18 protein-coding genes are annotated in these 19642 nt (G+C 64.4%); 6 read left to right on the forward strand and 12 right to left on the reverse strand.

What is annotated here, in order from left to right:
* Positions 1–103: 103 nt before the first annotated feature.
* From HBJ55_RS05045 to HBJ55_RS05055, 3 genes are read left to right on the forward strand one after another with little or no spacing between them, the layout of a single operon-like run.
* Positions 104–568: a GNAT family N-acetyltransferase gene (locus HBJ55_RS05045; protein WP_167111668.1), complete on the forward strand. Its 465-nt coding sequence runs from the start codon at positions 104–106 to the stop codon at positions 566–568.
* Between the two features lie 12 nt (positions 569–580).
* Positions 581–1192: an FMN-binding negative transcriptional regulator gene (locus HBJ55_RS05050; protein WP_167111670.1), complete on the forward strand. Its 612-nt coding sequence runs from the start codon at positions 581–583 to the stop codon at positions 1190–1192.
* Positions 1189–1941, forward strand: a complete 753-nt coding sequence (locus tag HBJ55_RS05055; protein WP_167111672.1) for a GNAT family N-acetyltransferase — start codon at positions 1189–1191, stop codon at positions 1939–1941. The genes HBJ55_RS05050 and HBJ55_RS05055 overlap by 4 nt, the downstream gene beginning before the upstream one ends.
* 4 nt (positions 1942–1945) lie before the next feature.
* Here the strand turns inward: HBJ55_RS05055 and pdxR are convergent, their stop codons facing one another.
* The 4 genes from pdxR to HBJ55_RS05075 are packed head-to-tail and all read right to left on the reverse strand — an operon-like array spanning position 1946 to position 5667.
* Complete coding sequence (pdxR, locus tag HBJ55_RS05060) at positions 1946–3457, reverse strand: MocR-like pyridoxine biosynthesis transcription factor PdxR (protein ID WP_167111674.1); 1512 nt, start codon at positions 3455–3457, stop codon at positions 1946–1948.
* A 4-nt stretch (positions 3458–3461) separates the two neighbouring features.
* The gene (locus HBJ55_RS05065; protein WP_167111676.1) at positions 3462–4472 is read right to left on the reverse strand and encodes a GGDEF domain-containing protein; all 1011 of its coding nucleotides are present in this window, start codon (positions 4470–4472) and stop codon (positions 3462–3464) included.
* A 56-nt stretch (positions 4473–4528) separates the two neighbouring features.
* Positions 4529–5038, reverse strand: coding sequence for an SRPBCC family protein (locus HBJ55_RS05070; RefSeq protein ID WP_167111678.1), 510 nt, complete (start codon positions 5036–5038; stop codon positions 4529–4531).
* Between the two features lie 5 nt (positions 5039–5043).
* Positions 5044–5667 carry a LolA family protein gene (locus HBJ55_RS05075; RefSeq protein ID WP_167111680.1) on the reverse strand — a complete coding sequence of 208 codons (624 nt, stop codon included), beginning with the start codon at positions 5665–5667 and terminating at the stop codon, positions 5044–5046.
* 117 nt (positions 5668–5784) lie between these two features.
* On the opposite strand from HBJ55_RS05075, the gene nfo reads away from it, so the two are divergent.
* Positions 5785–6633, forward strand: a complete 849-nt coding sequence (gene nfo / locus HBJ55_RS05080) for a deoxyribonuclease IV (RefSeq protein WP_167111682.1) — start codon at positions 5785–5787, stop codon at positions 6631–6633.
* Between the two features lie 78 nt (positions 6634–6711).
* Here the strand turns inward: nfo and HBJ55_RS05085 are convergent, their stop codons facing one another.
* The 7 genes from HBJ55_RS05085 to HBJ55_RS05115 all read right to left on the reverse strand — a co-directional run bounded on the left by HBJ55_RS05085 (position 6712) and on the right by HBJ55_RS05115 (position 13790).
* Positions 6712–7260, reverse strand: coding sequence for an NADPH-dependent FMN reductase (locus HBJ55_RS05085; RefSeq protein WP_167111684.1), 549 nt, complete (start codon positions 7258–7260; stop codon positions 6712–6714).
* A gap of 99 nt (positions 7261–7359) precedes the next feature.
* Positions 7360–7983 (reverse strand): response regulator transcription factor, encoded by a 624-nt coding sequence (locus HBJ55_RS05090; RefSeq protein WP_167111686.1) that lies wholly within the window; start codon positions 7981–7983, stop codon positions 7360–7362.
* Positions 7892–9382, reverse strand: coding sequence for a cache domain-containing protein (locus tag HBJ55_RS05095; RefSeq protein WP_167111688.1), 1491 nt, complete (start codon positions 9380–9382; stop codon positions 7892–7894). Before HBJ55_RS05095 ends, HBJ55_RS05090 begins: the two co-directional genes overlap by 92 nt.
* 112 nt (positions 9383–9494) lie before the next feature.
* On the reverse strand, positions 9495–10820 hold the full coding sequence (locus HBJ55_RS05100) for a TRAP transporter large permease (RefSeq protein ID WP_167111690.1): 1326 nt from the start codon (positions 10818–10820) through the stop codon (positions 9495–9497).
* 3 nt (positions 10821–10823) lie between these two features.
* On the reverse strand, positions 10824–11348 hold the full coding sequence (locus tag HBJ55_RS05105; protein WP_167111692.1) for a TRAP transporter small permease subunit: 525 nt from the start codon (positions 11346–11348) through the stop codon (positions 10824–10826).
* Positions 11349–11472: 124 nt separating this feature from the next.
* The gene (locus HBJ55_RS05110) at positions 11473–12582 is read right to left on the reverse strand and encodes a TRAP transporter substrate-binding protein (RefSeq protein WP_167111694.1); all 1110 of its coding nucleotides are present in this window, start codon (positions 12580–12582) and stop codon (positions 11473–11475) included.
* A 302-nt stretch (positions 12583–12884) separates the two neighbouring features.
* Positions 12885–13790, reverse strand: a complete 906-nt coding sequence (locus HBJ55_RS05115; RefSeq protein WP_167111696.1) for a LysR family transcriptional regulator — start codon at positions 13788–13790, stop codon at positions 12885–12887.
* A 121-nt stretch (positions 13791–13911) separates the two neighbouring features.
* Between HBJ55_RS05115 and HBJ55_RS05120 the strand changes: the two genes are divergently transcribed.
* The gene (locus tag HBJ55_RS05120; RefSeq protein WP_206022239.1) at positions 13912–14928 is read left to right on the forward strand and encodes a zinc-dependent alcohol dehydrogenase family protein; all 1017 of its coding nucleotides are present in this window, start codon (positions 13912–13914) and stop codon (positions 14926–14928) included.
* A 161-nt stretch (positions 14929–15089) separates the two neighbouring features.
* A complete protein-coding gene (locus tag HBJ55_RS05125) occupies positions 15090–15248 on the forward strand; it encodes a hypothetical protein (RefSeq protein ID WP_167111698.1) in 159 nt (52 codons plus the stop codon).
* A gap of 3 nt (positions 15249–15251) precedes the next feature.
* Here HBJ55_RS05125 and HBJ55_RS05130 read toward each other — a convergent pair whose 3' ends face one another.
* The gene (locus HBJ55_RS05130) at positions 15252–19589 is read right to left on the reverse strand and encodes a DEAD/DEAH box helicase (protein WP_167111700.1); all 4338 of its coding nucleotides are present in this window, start codon (positions 19587–19589) and stop codon (positions 15252–15254) included.
* Between the last annotated feature and the right edge of the window lie 53 nt (positions 19590–19642).

Consider the following 19642-nt stretch of genomic DNA (forward strand, 5'->3'; position numbering starts at 1 on the left):
GTCAACGCAAAGTGGCTCTTCAAAAATCGATCAAAATGGCTCTTAGAATGGAGCCAGTCAGGCCTCACACTCGGTGATACTCATGTGATGCGAGGATTTACCGATGCCCATACGCCATGCCACCCCGCAAGATCTCGGCCCGCTCAGCAATCTGCTTGACGGCTATCGGCAGTTCTATCGCCAGGAGCCAAATCTCGAAGGCGCCCGGCACTTCCTGCAGGCACGCCTGGAGCGCGGTGACTCGCACATTCTGGTGCATGAAGGGCCGCAAGGAGAATTGCAGGGCTTCGTTCAGCTCTACCCGCTGCTCTCCACTGTGCGCCTGGCGCCGTTATGGCTGCTCAACGATCTGTTCGTTTCGCCCGAGGCGCGCCGCAGCGGTGTCGGACGCGCCCTGATGCAGGCCGCCAGGGAACTGGCCGAAAGCCATGGCGTCGGCCACTTCAAGCTCGCCACCGAAATCGACAACCGCACCGCCCAGGCGCTCTACGAATCGCTCGGCTGGCAGCGCGACACCACCTTCTATCACTACGGCCTGCTGTTCGATTCGCAAACGAGCCAGGACTGACCCGGAGGCACCATGTACGTCCCCCCCTCGATGCAACTCGAACGCGAGCAGTCCTGGGAGCTGATAGAACGGCACGACTTCGCCGTCCTGGTCGGCGCCGATCTGCAGGCTACCCACCTGCCCTTGCTGCTGGAGCGCGGCGAAGGCGAACAGGGCACACTCTATGGCCACTTTGCCCGAGCCAACCCGCATTGGCGAACGCTCGATGGCAGCCGGGCGCTAGCGATCTTCAGCGGCCCCCACGCCTATGTCTCACCGACCTGGTACGCCAGCCAACCAGCCGTGCCCACCTGGAACTACCTGGCCGTGCACGCCACGGGCACCCTCGAATTGCTGGGGCCGGAGGCCACGCGTGAACTGCTCGATCGCAGCCTGGCGCACTACGAACCCGCCCTGCTCGATTCACTGTCCCGTGAACAAGGCTACCTGGAGAAGATGCAGGCCGGCGTGGTCGGCTTTCGCCTGCCCATCGAGACACTCACGGGCAAGGCCAAGCTCGGTCGCCAGCGCTCTGAAGCCGACCAGGCCGGCGTCGAGGCAGCCCTGGCCGAGAGCCGCGATCCGCAGGCGCGCCAGCTGTGGCGTTACATGCAGCAACTGACCAACGAGGAGAGCCCATCATGACCCTGGCCGACACGAGCCATAACGTGAGCCACAACGACTTTGGCCAACCGGTCGGCGCCGCCCTTCCCGACTGGCAGCCGGCACGCCGGCCGGATCGGATACCGCTGCAGGGCCGATGGGTTCGCCTCGAGCCACTGTCAGCGGAGCGCCATGCCGATTCGCTGCATGCCGCTTTCATGGCACCCGGCCAAGGCAAGCATGATGCCCCCGAGGCGCGCTGGACCTACTCCGGCGGCATGCCGTTCGCCGATGCCGAACAGTACCGTGCCTGGCTGAAGGCAAGATCGGAAAGCGACGATCCGCTGTTCTACGCCATCGTCACGGCGGCTGGTGAGCGGGCCCTGGGGCTGGCCAGCTATCTCAATGTCGTGCCGGAGCACGGCAGCATCGAGGTCGGACATATCCACTTCTCCCCAGCGCTACGGCGCACGCCGGCAGCCACCGAAGCCATGCTACTGATGATGCGCCACGCTTTCGAACTGGGCTACCGGCGCTACGAGTGGAAGTGCAATGCGTTCAACGCCGCCTCGCGGCGTGCCGCCGGGCGCCTGGGCTTTCAATTCGAGGGGATCTTCCGCCAGCATCGGGTGGAGAATGGGCGCAACCGCGACACCGCATGGTTCTCCCTGCTGGACAGCGAATGGCCCGCCGTCGAAACACGCCTGGAACGCTGGCTCGCGTGGGAGAATTTCGATGCAGCGGGCCGACAACTGAGCTCGCTGTCTGCCCTGATGCAGGAGGGCCGGTGAGCGGCTAGCCCTTCACCAGGGCGCACCACGCTCGGGCCAGCCACTGCCCCGCCCGCTCGATTTCGGCTTCGGCGGTACCGGCATAGCCCAGCACCAGGCCGGGGCGGCCGGGGGTGTTGAGATAGTAGCTCGACAACGGCGAAAGCAAGATCCCCTGCCCCGCGGCCCGCTCGACCAGGATGCGTTCGTGCTCGGACTCGTCGAGCCAGGCGACCAGGTGCATGCCGGCCTGCCCTTCGGATAGCCTCAGGCCGCGCGCCACTGCCGGTGCCAGCGATTCACGCAGCAGCGCCTGACGTCGGCGGTAGCAATCGCGCATGCGTCGAATATGACGCGAGAAATGGCCGCGGGCGATGAACTCCGCCACGGCGGCCTGCACGGCGTACTGACCTTCGCGATGAAGCCGGGCATTGGCACGGCGGAACGGCGCCACCAACGGCTCGGGCAATACCAAATAACCCAGCCGCATGCCGGGGTACATGACCTTGCTGAAGGTGCCTACGTAGATCACCCGCGAGTCATCCACCAGCCCCTGCAGGGCGGCAACGGGCCGCTGGCCGTAGCGGAATTCGCTGTCGTAGTCGTCTTCCACGACCCAGGCGCCATGCCGTTCGGCAGCTTCGAGCAGCGCCAGCCGCCTGGCCAGGCTCATGGTCGCTCCACTGGGATACTGATGCGAAGGCGTGACGTAGATCAGCCGCGGCTGCCGGAGGCCGGACATGTCTTCGATGCACATGCCCTCGCCATCCACCGGCACCGGCGTCATTTCGAGCCCGGCCGCCATGAAGCAGGCCTGGGCGCCATGATAGCCCGGCTCCTCGATCCACACTTCATCACCGCTGTCGCTCAGCAGCCGCACGATCAGTTCGAAGCCCTGCTGGGCGCCCTGAACGATGAGAATCTGCTCGGGGCGGCAGCGCACCGAGCGTGAGAGCTGCAGATAGTCGGCCAGCGCCTCGCGCAGTGCCGGCACGCCCCCCTGAGCCTGGTAGTCGAGCCAATCCAGCGGTACGCGTTGTAGCTGGCGATGCAGCAGCCGCTGCCACTGGGCATGAGGAAAGCGATCCAGTGCGGGCACGCCTGGAACGAAGGCGGGATGGCGTTCTTGCGAAGAATGACAGAAGGCGAGCAGTGCCGTACCGCGTGAGGAGAGCAGCGATTCGGCAGGCGACGACGGCGGCGCGGCGGCAACGTTCGCCGCCACCGACTGCGCCTGCTGGAATGCCAAGTCGGCAACGAAGGTACCCGCGCCATGGCGGGTGGTGAGGAAACCCTCGGCCAACAGCTGATCGAAGGCGGCCAGCAGCGTGTTGCGCCCCAGGCCCAGCTCTTGAGCCAGTTGCCGGGTTGAGGGCAGTCGCTGGCCGCTGACCAGTCGCCCCGTCTGAATCCACTCGCGCAGGGTGTGGTAAAGACGCATGGTCAATGGCTGGTTCGAAGGCTCCCCCAGTACCAGGCCCAGCGCATCGACCAGCCAGTCGGCTCTCTCCAGGAGAGGCGCTGCCCGTGACGACATGCCTTCAGCTATCCGGTTCATCCGCCACGACTCGATTGCGGCCGGCTCGCTTGCCTTCATAGAGGTTCTGGTCGGCACGATGAAGAATGGCCTCCACCGTCTCTTCGGTACCCTGGAAAGCCGACACGCCACAGGTAATCGACGCGCCGAAGCGATGACCCTCTTCAGACATGAACTCTTGCTGCTCTACCAGTTGGCGCACCTTCTCCGCTACCCCGACGGCTTCCTCGAGGCTGGTTTCGGGCAGCAGAAGGGCAAATTCCTCCCCGCCGAGCCGCGCCGGGATATCGTTCGTACGTAGCTTGCTGCGCAGCAACTTGCCCACGCTCACCAGCGCCTGGTCACCGGCGGAGTGGCCATGAGTATCGTTGATACGCTTGAAGTGATCGAAGTCGAACAGCACTACCGCGGTCGACCTGCCGTAGCGGCGGTAGCGGGCCAGTTCCTGCACCAGCCGCTGCATGAAATAGCGCCGATTGAACAGCGCCGTGAGTTCATCGGTGCGCGACAGTTGGCGCAGACGCAGCTCAAGCCTCTTTTGCTCGGTGATGTCGCGCACGGTGCCGATCAGGATCTGCTCATCGCCCTCGGGCATGTAATCGGCCAACTCGTGCACCCAGCGCACTTCGCCGTCGGGCCGCACGATGCGATGCTCCACGTCATGACTGCCGGTTTCCTGTGCGCGCCACATGCTGGCTTCGACGCTTTCCAGGTCCTCGGGGTGGACCATGGCCTTGAAGGCACGAATGCTGGGGGTGAAGGTGCTCGGATCGACACCGAAGATGTCGTAGATCGCCTCGGACCAGAACAGCTCGTTGGCCTTGAGGCTGGCTTTCCAGTAGCCCAGCCGGGCGATGCACTGAATGCGATGCAGGGTACGATTGAGGCGTGCGATCTCCTCGCGCGCCTCCTCGAGTTCGCGTCGGCCCCGCTGGCAGGGAGAATCGGGAGAGTCGCAGCTATGCGCCCCCGAGGACTGGCGTTGATTGTCGATATTGTTATGCGAGTCCTTCATGGTATCTCTGTGACGATTTCGAGACATGCTGACAGAATACCGTTTGGTTCAGAGGACTACCAACGTTGCTTGAACGGTTCTCGGGCCGGGGCATGCCCACAGGGCGCCGGAACGCACCGCAGGTGATTCGCCAGCCCCGCGCGCCCTTCGCGCATCATGACGTCATGGTTCCAGACCACCAGCGGACGCGCCACTCGCGCCAGCAGGCCCATCCACGGCCGCACCGTACGGACCTGCCAGAGATAGCGAACCCGGGTCCCCTTCTGTTGCTCATGAAGCTGCCAGCTGCCGATGCCGGCCACGTCGCCACTGGCTTTGCCCTCGATCAGCCAGGGCCTGCGAACGCGGGTGATCCGAATATTGAAGCGCAGATAGTAGCCCAGCCGGCTCTTCCAGACGAAACACTGGGTGCGTCCAACGCCATGCTCGTCGCCAGCCTCGAGCTGCCGCACATCCTCGAGTCCTGGCCACCAGTCGGGCCAGTGCAGCGAATCGGTCAGGGCATCGAAGACTGCCTCGATCGGGGCATCGAGGTCCCAGGTCGTATCGAATTCGAATCTCGCCATCTGGGCTAAGGTGCGAAGTGGTCGGGCGGGAAGGCTGGGTCGAGCTCGACATCCTCCAGGTGCACGCTTTCGAACCGTTCGCCGCGCCGGTCGTAGCTGATCACCCTGAGAGGGAACAGCGTCTCCTCGTCGAGCCACAGGTCGTAGCGCGCCACCTCGTGTACCGCCCGGCCGGGCTCGGCCTCCACCACCACATGCTGTGCCGAACGCTCGTCGAGCGTCGTCGGCTCGAGCAGGCGGGCGTGACCGTGTTGCTGTAACTGCTGCACGTTGCGCAGCAGCGTACCGACGTCCGATTGATCCACGCGATGCCCACGCGAGCTGCGTACCATGCGGTTGGTGGGGCGCAGGGAAAGGCCCGGCCGGCTGCCGGGGCCGCCGAAGGGCCACAGTTGCACCTTGCCCGTATCGGGGCGATAGATCAGCACCGCCCCGCGGTAGGGGGTCTCCATGTCCATGCGCACATAGCCGGGTCGGCGGTAGCTGTAGCGGATGACTTCCTCGCCGCCGCTGCCCTGGCTGCGCAGCGTGAGGCGATAGCCCTGCAGCGCATCGATGCGCGCCAGCGCCGCGGCGACCGGGTCCTCCTCGATGGAAGTACTCATCGCCACCAGTACGAGTAACAACATGGTGCCTCTCCTCGACTCCTCCCTTGAGCCTAGCAGGGCCACGGCGGCGAGCGAGGTAAAGGTTGAGAGGTGGCGTGCATGCTATCGTTGTGGCATTGCCAACCACGGAGAGGCCAGATGAAATACCTCGGAGCCCATGTCAGTGCCGCCGGAGGGCCCGACCAGGCCGTAGTGCGCGCCGTCGAGATCGGTGCCGACGCCTTCGCCCTGTTCACCAAGAACCAACGCCAATGGCGGGCCAAGCCCCTCGACGAGGGCACCATCGAAGCCTTTCGTGCCGCCTGCCGGGAGCACGGCTTCGGCCCTGGGCAGATTCTTCCCCACGACAGCTACCTGATCAACCTGGGCCACCCGGACAACGCGGGTCTCGAAAAATCGCGCGCCGCCTTTCTCGACGAGATGCAGCGCTGCGAGCAGCTCGGCCTCACCCTGCTCAACTTCCACCCCGGCAGTCATCTGAAGAAGATCAGCGAGAGCGAGTGTCTGAGCCGCATCGCCGACTCGATCAACCACGCCCTGGCCGAGACCCGCGGCGTCGTTGCGGTGATCGAGAATACCGCCGGCCAGGGCACCAACCTGGGCTGGCGCTTCGAGCACCTGGCCGAAATCATCGATCAGGTCGATGACAAATCGCGGGTCGGCGTCTGCATCGACACCTGCCACGCCTTTGCAGCCGGCTACGACCTGCGCACCCCTGAGGCGTGCACCGCTACCCTCGACGAGTTCGGCAAGGTGGTGGGGTTCGAGTACCTGCGCGGCATGCACCTCAACGACGCCAAGAGCGAGTACGCCAGCCGCGTCGATCGTCACCACAGCCTGGGCCAGGGCAACATTGGGCTCGACGCCTTCACCACCATCATGCGCGACCCACGCATCGACGAAATTCCCATGGTGCTGGAGACCATCGAGCCGGAGATCTGGGCCGAGGAAATCGCCTGGCTACGCGCCCAGGCCGCAAACGACTGAGCTCTGAACCCGATCAGGCAAATATCGGCTGAAGGCTTGGCGCGCCCGGGTCTGAGCGCGCCGGCACCCTTTCGCCGCTCAATCCAGCATCACCGCCTGGGCATAGTCGCGCTCGGCACGGCCCTGGCGCAGGGTCTCGGCCCACCAGGCGAGCCGAGCCAGCAGGGTCTGCATGCCGCGCTCGTAACGTCGAGTCTGATTCGGCTGACCATGCTCATCGAACTGCTCCCAGACGCTGGGGAACATCACGCCGTCGCGAATCCCCACCGCGTGCAGCTCGGCAAAGACATGGCGCAGATGTTCCACCGCCCGCAGCCCACCCGAGGCGCCACCGTAAGAGACGAAGGCCACAGGCTTGGCCTGCCATTCCGCCTTGTAGGCGTCGATCAGCGCCTTGAGCGCCGCGGGATAGGAGTGGTTGTACTCGGGCGTGACCACGACGAAGGCATCCGCTTCGTCCAGGCGCTCGGCGAACGCCGAGGCAGGCTCGGCGGCAGGGTCGATCACCATGGAGGTGAACGCCTCCCGGCGCTGGATCTGTTCCAGGACCCAACGAGCCACGGTATCGCAGAAACGTCCTTCCCTCACGCTGCCGTAGATCACTGCCACCTTGATCGTATCGCTCATCGCTATTTCTCCTTGCGGGGTGAAGATGCGGTGAACGTTACAACCTCAAGCAAGGTTGAGGTCAAAGCACATCGTGCCCATGGCCTCGATAGGGTTTGGCTATTCCAACTCGACCAGCCCATGGCGCATCGCGTAGCGAAACAGTCCCGCCAGTGAGTTGGTATTGAGCTTGCGATAGATGTTGCTGCGATGCGATTCGACCGTACGGGCACTGATCGCCAACGCTTCGCCGATATCGCGGCTGCTCATGCCTTCGAACATCAATTTCAGGATATCGGTTTCGCGCTGGGTCAAGCGTCCTTCCTTCTCCTCGAGCAGTACCCGCGAGACGCTGGAGCCGAAATGGCTGCGACCGCTCGCCACTTCGCGCAGGGCAAAGACCATCTGCTCCGCCGATGCATCCTTGAGCACATAGCCAGCGGCCCCGCAGGCCACCGCGCGCCGGATGTACTCCTCGTTGTCGTGCATGGTCAGTACCAGCACCCGGATGTCCGGACAGGTCTCCTGCAGAATCCTGCAGGCTTCGAGACCGGACAGGCCGGGCATGGTGATGTCCGTGACCACTACGTCCGGCAGCAACTCCCGGGCAAGCGTCAGCAGCTCTTCACCTGAACTGGTCTCCCCGACGAGATCAACGCCCTGCTGCGCCTCCAACCGGTAGCGCAGCCCCTCCAGCACCAGCGGATGGTCGTCCGCCAAAAGTACGCGTATAGACCCTTCCATCGACTCTCTCTCCGCTCGTCTTGCTGGCAACACGCTGAAACGGCACCTTGAGCCTGATGCGCACGCCCCTACCGGGTGCCGCCTCGATCGTCAGGCGTCCGCCCAGCAGATCGACGCGATCCTGAATGTTGCGCAACCCCATGCCGGTACCGTCCTGCTCCTGGCGGCGCTCGGTGTGCCAGGTGAAGCCTTCACCGTCATCCGTTATCTCCAGATACACCCAATTGCGTCGACGCAGCACTTTCACCACGACCCGATGGGCTCCGCCGGCGTGCTTCTCGATGTTGTGCAGGCTCTCCTGCGTGATGCGATACAGGGCCGTTGCCAGTACCGGCTGACAGTGCCGGCTGTCGATGTTCGACTCGAAGTGAATCCGCACCGGCTTGCGCTCCGCCAGGCCCGAGCAGAGGCTTTCGAGGGCGGCCACCAGCCCCAGATCATCGAGCACGCTCGGGCGCAGGTCGCAGGCAAGCCGCCTGAGATCCTGGATTCCCGTCTCCAGGATGCGATCGGTCGCCGCCAGCGCAGAGGAAGCATCGATGTGGTCGCCACGATCCAAGGCATCGTCGATACGCTCCAGCTTGAAGCGTGCCGACACCAGCAACTGGTTGATGCCATCGTGCAGTTCGCGAGAGATTCGGCGTCGCTCCTTTTCCAGAAAACTGAACGTCTTCTGGGCCATCTTGACCAGCTTGCGATTCGCCACCCGGGCTTCGCTCAGGTTGACCGCAAGGCCGATAACGGCGATGACGAGCAGGCAGGAGACGGTGAAGAACGCCATCAACAGAATGGTCTTGCGCGCATTCTCCACCATATGCCGCTCCATCTGGCTGACGACCTGCTCGACGTCATCCAGGTAGAGCCCGGTGCCGACCATCCAACCCCAGTCATCGAGGCCGATGGAGTAGCCCAGTTTGAGTTCCGACTTGCCGCCGGAGGGCTTGTCCCAGCGGTACTCGGTAAAGCCGCCCCCCGCTTGCGCTTGACGGACGAGTTGCTGAATCAGCAGCCTTCCGTCTTCATCACGAAAGTTCCATAGATCCTGCCCCTCGAGATGTTCCAGGCGGGGATGGACGATATTCAGCCCTTCATAGTCGTAAACGAAGAAGTAGCCATCGGAGCCATATTCCATACGATGGAAAGCCTCCGCCACGCGGCGTTGCGCCACGTCTCGGGGTAAGGAAGGATCTTCGTAGATATCACGGATCGCCGTATAGGCGAGTTCCATGTAGTTCTTGAGTTCCGCCTTCTTGGCTTCTAGCAACCCTTCCTTGAGTATTTCCGACTGCACCCCACTCAATCGTGCACTCTGATGGATGGCAAATACCGTCACACCGGCGATGAGAACCAGCAGAGGGAGCAAGGTAAGCAGTGTCAGCTTGGTTCTGAACGTGAACACTGGCGCATACCTGATTCATTATTATTTTGTGACCCGAAAGCCCCGCCGAACTCGATACGAACGAGATTCGGCAGGGCCTGATTTCAAACTCGGGGCCAACTCTCGAGGCGACTTACCATCCTACCACCGCCGGCAACCATAGCACCACGTCGGGGAAGACGATGATCAATGCCAGTGCCAGGAGCTGAATCAGCACGAAGGGAACGGCGCCCTTGTAGATATCGCCCGTGGTGATCCCCGGCGGCGCCACGCCCTTCATGAACAGCAGCGACCAACCGAAGGGCGGCGTGAGGAACGACGTCTGCAGGTTCATGGCGATCAGGATGGCGACCCAGACCATGGACATGTCGCCCTGGCTTGCCAGGAAAGGCAGGAACAGCGGCACGGCAATGTAGGAAATCTGGATCCATTCGAGGAAGAAGCCCAGGAAGAAGATCAGCAGCAGCATGAAAATCAGCGTGCCGTACATGCCGCCCGGCACCCATTCGAACATTGCTTCGATCAGGAACTCGCCGTCCAGGCCCCTGAAGGCCAGGGCGAAGACCTGCGAGGCGATCAGCACGAAGAAGATCATGCAACTGATGCGCAGCGAGGTCTTCACGGTCTCGGAGAGTACCGGGAGTGACATGCGACCGGAAACGACGGTCAGCAGCAAGGCCCCCACGGCCCCCACCGATGCCGCTTCCGTGGGTGCAGCCACCCCGCCGATGATCGAACCCAGCACGGCGAAGATCAGCAGCAGCGGCGGCACCACGACCTTGACGAAGTCCTTGCCCAGCTCTTTCTTGCTGACGGCGGCACGCTCCTGCTCGTCGATGGCGGGCACGTCGGCGGAAAAGAAGAAGGCCAGCACCAGCAGGTAGGCCAAGTACATGCCGGCCAGCAGCAGGCCGGGCACCAGTGCCGCGGCGAACAGGCTGCCGACGGAGAGGTTCATGATATCGGCCAGCACCAGCAGCACCAGGCTGGGCGGGATGATCTGCCCCAGGGTGCCGGCGGCGCAGATGGTGCCGCACGCTACCGTCTTCTTGTAGCCGCGGCGCACCAGAGTGGGCAGCGCCATCAGGGTCAGGGTGACGATGGCCGCGCCGACGATACCCGTCGCCGCGCCCAGCAGCACACCCACGATGATCACCGCCAGAGCCATCCCACCCGGCAGACCGCCGCACAGGTGGCCAATCACGTCGAGCATGCGCTCGGCGATCTTCGAGCGTTCCAGCATTACGCCCATGAAGACGAACAGCGGAATGGCCAGCAGCGTGTAGTTGGAGACGACACCATAGATCCGCGAGGGCAGCAGTTCGAACAGCCAGCCGTCGAAGCCGATGAAGCCGAACACGAAGCCGACGAAGGCCACCACGAAGCCGACCGGAATCCCCGTCATCACCAGCACGAAGAAAGCCACGATCATGGCCAGCGCGTAATATTCCAGGGGCATGACTCAGGCACTCCCAGCGTAGTGTTGAACGAGACGCCTGCCGTTTTCCAGCGCCTGGCGCACAGACTCGGTCGCCACGAAGACGAAGCCGACCACCACCAACGACTTGGGTATCCAGCGCCACGGCAGGCCGGAGGAATTCGGCGAGCCTTCACCACGGGTGAAGGAGGTTTCGGCGAAGGGCACGCTGTAATGGATGATGAGCAGCGCGCAGGGCAGCGCCACCAGGAGCGCGGTGACGAGGTTCAGCCACATCATGCCGACAGGGCTGAAGCGGCTCGACAGGATATCCACGCGAACGTGGTCGTCGAACTTCATGGCATAGGCGATGCCCATCATTGCCATCACCGACAGCAGGTACCACTCCAGTTCCTGAGCCCATACCGCACCCAGGCCGAAGGCATAACGACTCAGCATGTTGCCGAAAATCAGTGCGATCATGATGACCATGGCCATGCAACCGATGAAGCCGGCAAGGCCCGTGATGCGCTCGAGCAGGCGCTCGAGCGACGTACAGAAACGCAGCATGCAATCTCCCCCTCCGGGTTGGCCCCGGCGGACGTCTGAAGCGAGGTAAAGGTGACCTTTGACAGGCAGACCAGGAAAGCCCTCGGCTTCGATGCGGATACCGAAGCCGAAGGTCAGGCTGGAGTCAGATCATGCCCTGGCCATAGCGACTGATGGTGTTGGCGAACACGGCCTCGCTGTTGGCCTGCCAGCCATCGTGCTTCTTCTTGAACTCCCAGAAGCTGTCGTTGATTCGCTTGACCAGCGGATCCTTGTCGGCTTCGGCTGCGAGAATGTCGCGCGTTGCCTCGAACAGGGCCCGGATGACGTCGTCGGGAAGCGTCTCGAACTGAACGCCATGGTTATGGACTAGGTCCTGCAGCGCGTCGCCGTTCTGCGCTTCGATCCAGGTATGGGAGGTGATGTTGCAGGCCGCAGCCGCGTTGTGAAGCACCGCCTGAAGGTCGCTGGGCAGGGAGTCGTAGGCGTCCTTGTTGACGATGACCTCGGTAGTGGTGGAGGGCTCGTGCCAGCCTGAGGAGTAGTAGTGCTTGGCTGCGTTGTGCAAGCCCAGCGCACGGTCGAGATAGGGTCCCACCCACTCCGCCGCATCGATGGCACCACGCTCCAATGCCGAGAAGATTTCGCCGCCGGGCAACAAGCGGGCATTGGCACCGATGGCATTGTAGACGTCGCCGGCCAACCCGGGCATGCGGATGTTGAGTCCTCGGAAATCCTCGACGCTGGTGATGGGCTCACGGAACCAGCCCACCGGCTGCGCGCCGGTGCACCCTACGGCGAGGGGAATCAGGTTGTAGGGCTCGTAGGTTTCCTTCCACAGCTCGTAGCCGCCGCCGTGCGCCAGCCAGGCATTGAAGCCCTGGAAGGTCATGCCGAAAGGCACGGTGGTGAAGTATTGCGCGGCAAACGACTCCCCGGCCCAGTAGTAGGAACAGGCATGGTTCAACTGGACTTGCTGGCCGCGTGAGACGGCGTCGAAACCATCGAAGGCGGGAATGAGCTCACCGGCACCGTAGACCCGGATCCTGATGCGACCACCGGACATCTCTTCGACCCGCTTGGCGAAATCCGTGGCGGAACCCGGCCCCGACTGGAAGAACGGAAAACCCGAGGGCCAACTTGTAGTCATGCGCCAGTTGAAAGTCTCTTGGGCCTTGACGATGCTCGGTGCCATCACGGTACCTACCGCGGCAGCACCACCGTATTTGAGGAAATTACGCCTGTTGACGCTCATGAAAATGCCTTCTCCCGGCGTGCTTGATAACATCAAGTACACTACCAAGCAGCGCTCTTGTTTATTTTAATGATTGAATTCTGAATTGGTCAGAAAACTGACTTTGGGAGAATAAACTGGCGGGAGATAAAATAAATCCGGGAAATTACGCAATTCATCCTTAGTGATATTTATTAGTTATCGACACGGACAGGGGGATCCGTAGAACTACGTAAAACCACCCAAGGCATTAGCCAGAAGTATATACTTGAAAATATATTTCACTAAACGGGTACAAAAAGCAATACCGGTACGGCTCCGTGCTAAAAAGCCATGAATCCAGGTATTCGCCGAATCAACTCGTCGATGACGACACGTACCCGCATCGGCAGGTGACGCGACTGCGGCCAGACGACATGTACATCGAAGTCGCGCGACGTCTCGTTCTCCAGCACACGCTCCAGGGCTCCCGAGCGCAGGTGCTCGGCCACCAGCCAGCCGGGCAGCCAGGCGAGGCCCTCCCCCGCCAGCGTTGCGTCCGTAATCGCCTCGAGATCGTCCAGGTGAATACGGCTGCTGAACTGCAGATCACGCGCCTCCCCTTTGGCGTCGAGAAAATTCCATGCCTTGCTCCAGCCGGCACGGCCGTAGACGATGACCTCATGGCCGCTCAGCTCAGCCAACGCCTGCGGACGGCCACGTTCGGCAAGGTAGGACGGAGAGGCACATACCACCAGCTTCTGCACGCCGATACGACGCGCCACCAGGCCGGCACTGTCGGGAAGCTCACCGGACCGCACCACCAGGTCGAAGCCCTCCTCCACGAGATCCACCCGACGGTCGGTAAAAGACATCTCCAGTCCCAACTGAGGGTAACGGCGCAGGATATCGAGCACGACAGGCGTCACGCAGCGGCGCCCCAACAGCACCGGCACACTGATGCGTAGACGCCCCGTGGGGGCTCGCCGGCTATCGTCCAGCACCGACTCGGCGGCCTCCAGCTCTGCCAGAGCGCGCACACAGCGTTCATAGAATGCCTGGCCATCATCGGTCAGGCTCTGGCTGCGGGTCGTCCGGTAGAACAGCCTCGTCCCCAGCCGCTCTTCCAGCCGGGCGATGCTCTTGCCGACCGCCGAGCGCGACAGGCTCATGCGCTCCGCGGCTCGAGCGAAGCTGCCCGCCTCTGCCGCCTCCACGAAAGCACCAATACCGCTCAGCCGGTCTGCCATAAGCCCCTCATTGAATCTATTTTCTCTCCACTGAAGCTATTATTTTGCGCCACTACGGAAGTTAGCGCACCAATATACTGTCTCCCTCACCCCATTAGGGATACAGACGGAGACAGGACAGATGCCAACCAACATGCAGCGCTGGGAACTGGCGCAATACGGTCGCGAGCACCTGGCGCGGGTAAACGCCACCGTCCCCACCCCGCAACGCGGCGAAATCCTGGTCAGGGTATCGGCGGTGGCGCTCAACTACCGCGACAGGCTGATGGTGGAAAACGGCATGGGCATGGCGCTGAACGCTCCGCTCATACCAGCCTCCGACATGGCCGGTGAAGTGGTCGGCCTGGGGCCGGAGGTAACTCGTTTCGCGCTCGGAGACAGGGTGCTCAGCACCTTCTTCCCGGGCTGGCGAGAGGGGGCTTATCACTCGGCCTATGCGCCTCTCGGCGGACCGCTGCCCGGCATGCTCGCCGAGTACGTGGTGCTGGACCAGGAGTGGGCGGTGTCGGCACCACGGTCGCTGGATGCCATCCAGGCCAGCACCCTGCCCTGTGCCGCCCTGACCGCCTGGTTCGCGCTGGTGGAAAACGGCAAGCTGCATGCCGGCCAGACCGTGGTCGTTCAAGGCACCGGCGGCGTGGCGCTGTTCGGCCTGCAGTTCGCACGGGCTCACGGCGCTAGCGTGATCGTGACGACTGGGAACGATGAGAAGCTGTCCCGAGCGCTGGCTCTGGGGGCGACATACGGCATTAACCGGTACGGCACACCAGCCTGGGGCGCCCGGGTGCAGGAGCTGACCGCCGGACACGGGGCGGATCATGTTCTCGAACTGGTAGGCGGCGACAACCTGGCGCAATCCCTGGAAGCGCTGGCCCAGGGTGGGCGCATCTCCCAGATCGGCATCCTTGAGGGCCTCGAGATGACGGCTCCCGTCGTGCCCATGCTGCAGAAGCGCGCCACGATACAAGGGATCGGTGTCGGCCATCGTCGGGCATTCGAAGACATGATCGCTGCCGTCGACCACACCGGCATCGAGCCGGTCGTCGACAGCGTCTTCTCGTTCAACGACCTGCCGGCGGCTTTGGAGCGGCTCGATAGCGGACCATTCGGCAAGGTCGTGGTCCGGGTCGGCGGCTAGTGGCCATCTCATGGCGAAACGTTAAAACTTAGTCGCTGCCATGGGGTCAAAGCATTTGTCGGCCAGCGAGAAAACTGCCACCCTCAGTTCGTAGGCACACCTCTCGTAAGGGACAGTGAAGTCCCGAGGGTCGCCCCATTCACCCGCAGGAGGACATGCGCATGGGTATCATCGAAATGCTGACCGTGAGCGTGGCCGCGGTGGCGCTATTGGCTCTGGCCTTCACCATGAGCGAGAAGCAGAGGCACCTCATCCGCAAGGAAGTGCGTATCGAGGAGGATGAACGCGATCCTTACCGGAATCGCACGCGGCACGACTGATCGTCAACGCATCGATATCGCAGCCCCTGGCACCTCAGGTGTCAGGGGCTTTTGCTGTCCCGGACCCCGCCGCAACAACTGCTGTACTTGCCACTTCTCCTCGGCGGGCAGCGTCTCGAGGAAGTGCACCTCACCGTTCTGCAGCACTGCCTCCGGCACGCCGTCACGATAGAGCAGGCGGTTGCCCGAAACGGCCGGTAGCCGTGTCCCGGGCGTGAGAATTCCCATCAGGTTGAGCGGGTCGGCGGCGGCCACCACGCTTCGCGTGCCGTCCGGTTCGCGCCGGCGCATGGCCTTGAGTCCGCCCACCGCTTCGGCCAGGGCGAACTGCTCGCCGGCGAATTGCTGCACGAAGCGCCCGCCGCGTATCTCGCCGCGCGCCTCCAGGCGGCGATAGACATACAGCAGCTCACGCCACGGCGGCAATGCCGGCTCACGCTCGATCACGCGGCGAAACACCACGCCATAGCGTTCCAGCAGCACCCAGGCGATATGCTCCAGGCTCTCCATGTCGGTCGTGATACGGCGCTTCTCGGCGGACGATTCGCGCTCGGGGGCAGGTAGCCACGACCAGCGCCCGGCAGCGTCTACGCCCGGCGCATGGCGACGCCGCCTGCGCCCGCTCGCGGCAATCGGCGGGCGCTTGCTGGCCGGGGCGATCAACGCGCGCAGGCCGGTGAAGCTGTCGGAAGTGATCAGGCCCCACGCCGCGAGTTCGCCCAGTGCCTCCTCGACCTGGGTGCGCAGCATGTGGGCGGGGCCGAGCAGGTCGGCGAAGAACATCGCCCCGCCGCCCTGCAGCGTTTCCAGTACCCGGCGCGCCCCGCCGGAGAGCGGCAAGCTATCGAGCTCAGGGGCCGGCGCCGCCTGGCGCCAGTCGGCCAATGCCTGGCGGTCGATCAGGGCAACCGGGGTGTTGCGCAGCGGTCCGGGGCGCTGGCGCTCGTCGCCTTCGGCGATTCGAGGTGGCAGCAGGCGCAGCCAGATGAAACGCCCGCTGGCCAGCAGCTGGTCGAGCATGCGCGGTGAAAAATCGGCCACCCTGGCCGGCAGCACGTCGCTCTCCCAGGCTCCTGCCGCTACCGGGAACCCCTCCAGTCGCTCCACCGCTCCGACCAGCGCCTCGGCCCCCTCCGGCCGTTCGGTGAGGCCGTGCCAGTCGAGCAGAAAGCGCAGGTAGTGCTGAATGCTCACCGGTTCGATTTCGGCGCGGCGACGGTCGATGGCGTAGCGATGCATGCGTGCCAGCAGGCGCCGCTCGCACCAGGCCACCTCGCTGCCCCCCAGGAAATTCCCTTGCAGCACGAAGCCCTCGACCTCGAGGCGTGCCAGCGCGGCCATGGTGCGATCCAGCGATACGCCGAGTGGCGCTCCCAGATTTGCCGCCGTTACCGGCCCCAGCGTTTCCAGCCGCGAACGCAGCAGCTCGACCAGTGCCTCATCGGTGCTTTCCGGCGCCTCGCCCACCGCGTCGATCATCGGTTCGAGTAGCGCCTCGGGATGAATCGCGAGCAGTTCGCCCAGGCGCTCCGCCGCCACCCACAGCGGCTCGCCGCCAAGCGGTTTGACCATGGTGGCACGGCGCGATTCGGCGAGCACCTCGAACCAGGGCCGCCAGTCGGCATCGGTCTCGCGTGCGGCAAGGAAGCCCGTCATCACCAGGGCATCGTGCAGCTCGTCGGCATCACGCGGTGTCGGCCAGGCCTCCTCGCGCACGCGGGCGATCACTTCAGGCGCATAGCGCGCCGAGGCGGCAGCGTCGGCTACGTCGAGCGCATCGCCGGTGCGCACGCTGAGCGTACGCCGCTCCTCCTGGGCGCCATCGTCGAGGAAAGCATAGGGCCGCGCGTTGACCACTTCCTCCGACAGCGGCGAAGGCACCGCCAGGTCGCGTCCGCTGACGGCGATCTCGCCGGCTTCCAGGCGTTCCAACAATCGCTCCAGCGCGTCGATGTCCATGGCGTCGGTCAGGCAGTCGTGCAGGGTCTGGTTGACCAGTGGATGGTCGGGTAACTCGCGCGCCCCGGCCAGGTTTTCGGCACAGGCTAGCTGGTCGGGAAAGACCACCGAGAGCAGATCCTCGGAGTCCTGGCGCTGCAGCTGCGGCGGGCGCCGTCGGCCGTTGCGGGTTCGCGGCACGGCAAGCCCCACCGAGGCGTTCCAGCGCCAGCGCAGGCCGAACATCGGTGCGTCGAGCAGCGCCTGGATCAGCACCTCGCGTACCGTTTTGCTGTTGAGATAGGCCCATACCTCGTCGAGCGGAAAACTATGCGTCGGGCCCAACGACAGCACGATGGAATCCTCCAGCGCTGCCGCCTGCAGCTCGAAGTTGAACTTGCGGCAGAAGCGCTTGCGCAGTGCCAGGCCCCAGGCGCGGTTGAGCTTGGAGCCGAACGGCGCGTGCAGCACCAGGTGCATGTCGCCGGCCTCGTCGAAGAAGCGCTCCAGCACCAGGTGCCGCTGGGTGGGAATCACTCCCAGCGCCGCCCGCGACACGGCGAGGTAGCGCACCAGCTGCTCGGCCGCGGCCGGCGTGAGGCCATATGCCGCTTCCAGCCACTGCTGGCCATCGCTCTCGTCGCCCTCGGCCAGTTGCCGGTCGAGGCCTTCGCGCAGCCGCGACACCGCCTCGGAGAGCTCTGCGGTTCGCGCCGGCGCCTCGCCGAACCAGAACGGGATGCTCGGCGGCGCGCCGCGGGCGTCCTCGACATAGAGCTTTCCGGTGGCGAGCTTCAGGATACGGTAGGCCTGATTGCCGAGCTGGAAGATATCGCCCGGCATGCTCTCGAAGGCGAAATCCTCGTTGACGGTACCGACGCGAATCTCCTCGGGCTGCAGGATCACGTCGTAGTCGAAATGGTCGGGAATCGCCCCGCCGTTGGTCAGGGCGACGAGCCGCGCGTTGCGCCGCGGACGCAGGCGGCCGTTGACCAGGTCGCGATGCAGGTAGGCGCCGCGCCGTCCGCGCCGGGTGGTGTAGCCGTCGGCGAGCATCTGCACTACCGCGTCGAAGCTCTCCTGCGTCAGCGCCCGGTAGGGCCAGGCGTCACGGATGCGCTCGAACAGTTCCGCCTCATCGGTTTCCCCCGCCCCGGCAACCTCGGCAACGATCTGCTGAGCCAGTACGTCGAGCGGCCCCTCGGGGATGTGCAGCCGATCGAGCTCGCCGGCCTGCACCGCACCCATCAATGCCGTACTTTCCACCAGGTCGTCGCGGGTCAGCGGAAACAGGCGCCCCTTGGGCACGCGCCCCACGCCATGGCCGGAGCGCCCCACCCGCTGCAGGAAGGCCGACATCGAGCGCGGCGAGCCGAGCTGGCAGACCAGGTCCACCTCGCCGATGTCGATGCCGAGCTCCAGCGAGGCGGTGGCCACCAGCGCGCGCAGTTCGCCCTGCTTCAAGCGCTGCTCGGCGTCCAGGCGATGCTCGCGGGCCAGGCTGCCGTGATGCGAGGTCACCCACTCCTCACCCAGCCGATCGGCCAGGTGGCGGGCCACCCGCTCGCAGACCCGCCGGGTATTGGCGAAGATCAGCGTGGTGCAGTGCTCCCGAACCAGCGCCGCCAGGCGATCATAGACCTCCTCCCACACCTCGTTGGCCATGATCGCGGTAAGCGGCGAACCGCTCACTTCGATGGCCAGGTCGCGCTCGCGCACATGGCCGGTATCGATGATGGTGCAGTCAGCGCCGCCGGCGAGAAACGCCGCCACCGCCTCGACCGGCTTCTGCGTCGCCGACAGCCCGATGCGCTGCGGCGGCTGCGACGTCAGCCCCGCCAGGCGCTCCAGCGACAGCGCCAGGTGCGAGCCGCGCTTGGTGCCGGCGACAGCATGGATCTCGTCGACGATCACCGTACGCACGGTTGAGAGCATTTGTCGCCCCGACGCGGAGGTGAGCAGCACGTAAAGCGATTCCGGCGTGGTGACGACGATATGCGGCGGACGCTTGCGCATGCGCTCGCGCTCCGAGGAGGAAGTATCCCCGGTGCGCACCCATGCACGGACCTCGGGCGGCGCCCGGCCATCTGTCGAGAGCACCTCGCCGATACCGGCGATGGGCAGTTGCAGGTTGCGCTGGATGTCGTTGGACAGCGCGCGCAGCGGCGAAACGTAGAGCACCACGGTCTCGTCGGGCAGCTCGCTCTCGAGCCCGCGTCGCACCAGACTATCGATGGCGGCGAGAAATGCCGCCAGCGTCTTGCCCGAGCCGGTGGGTGCGGCAATCAGCACGTGGCCGCCCGCGCCAATGGCCGGCCAGGCGTGCGCCTGCACCTCGGTGGGCGCACCGAGATCGCGTTCGAACCACTGGCTGACGGCAGGATGGAAGACATCGAGCGGCATGGGCGCTCCGGGATATCGCTTTCCTACAACGTAATCGAGGGATGGGCGAAACG

The sequence above is a fragment of the Billgrantia bachuensis genome, assembly GCF_011742165.1.
GTDB lineage: Bacteria > Pseudomonadota > Gammaproteobacteria > Pseudomonadales > Halomonadaceae > Halomonas > Halomonas bachuensis.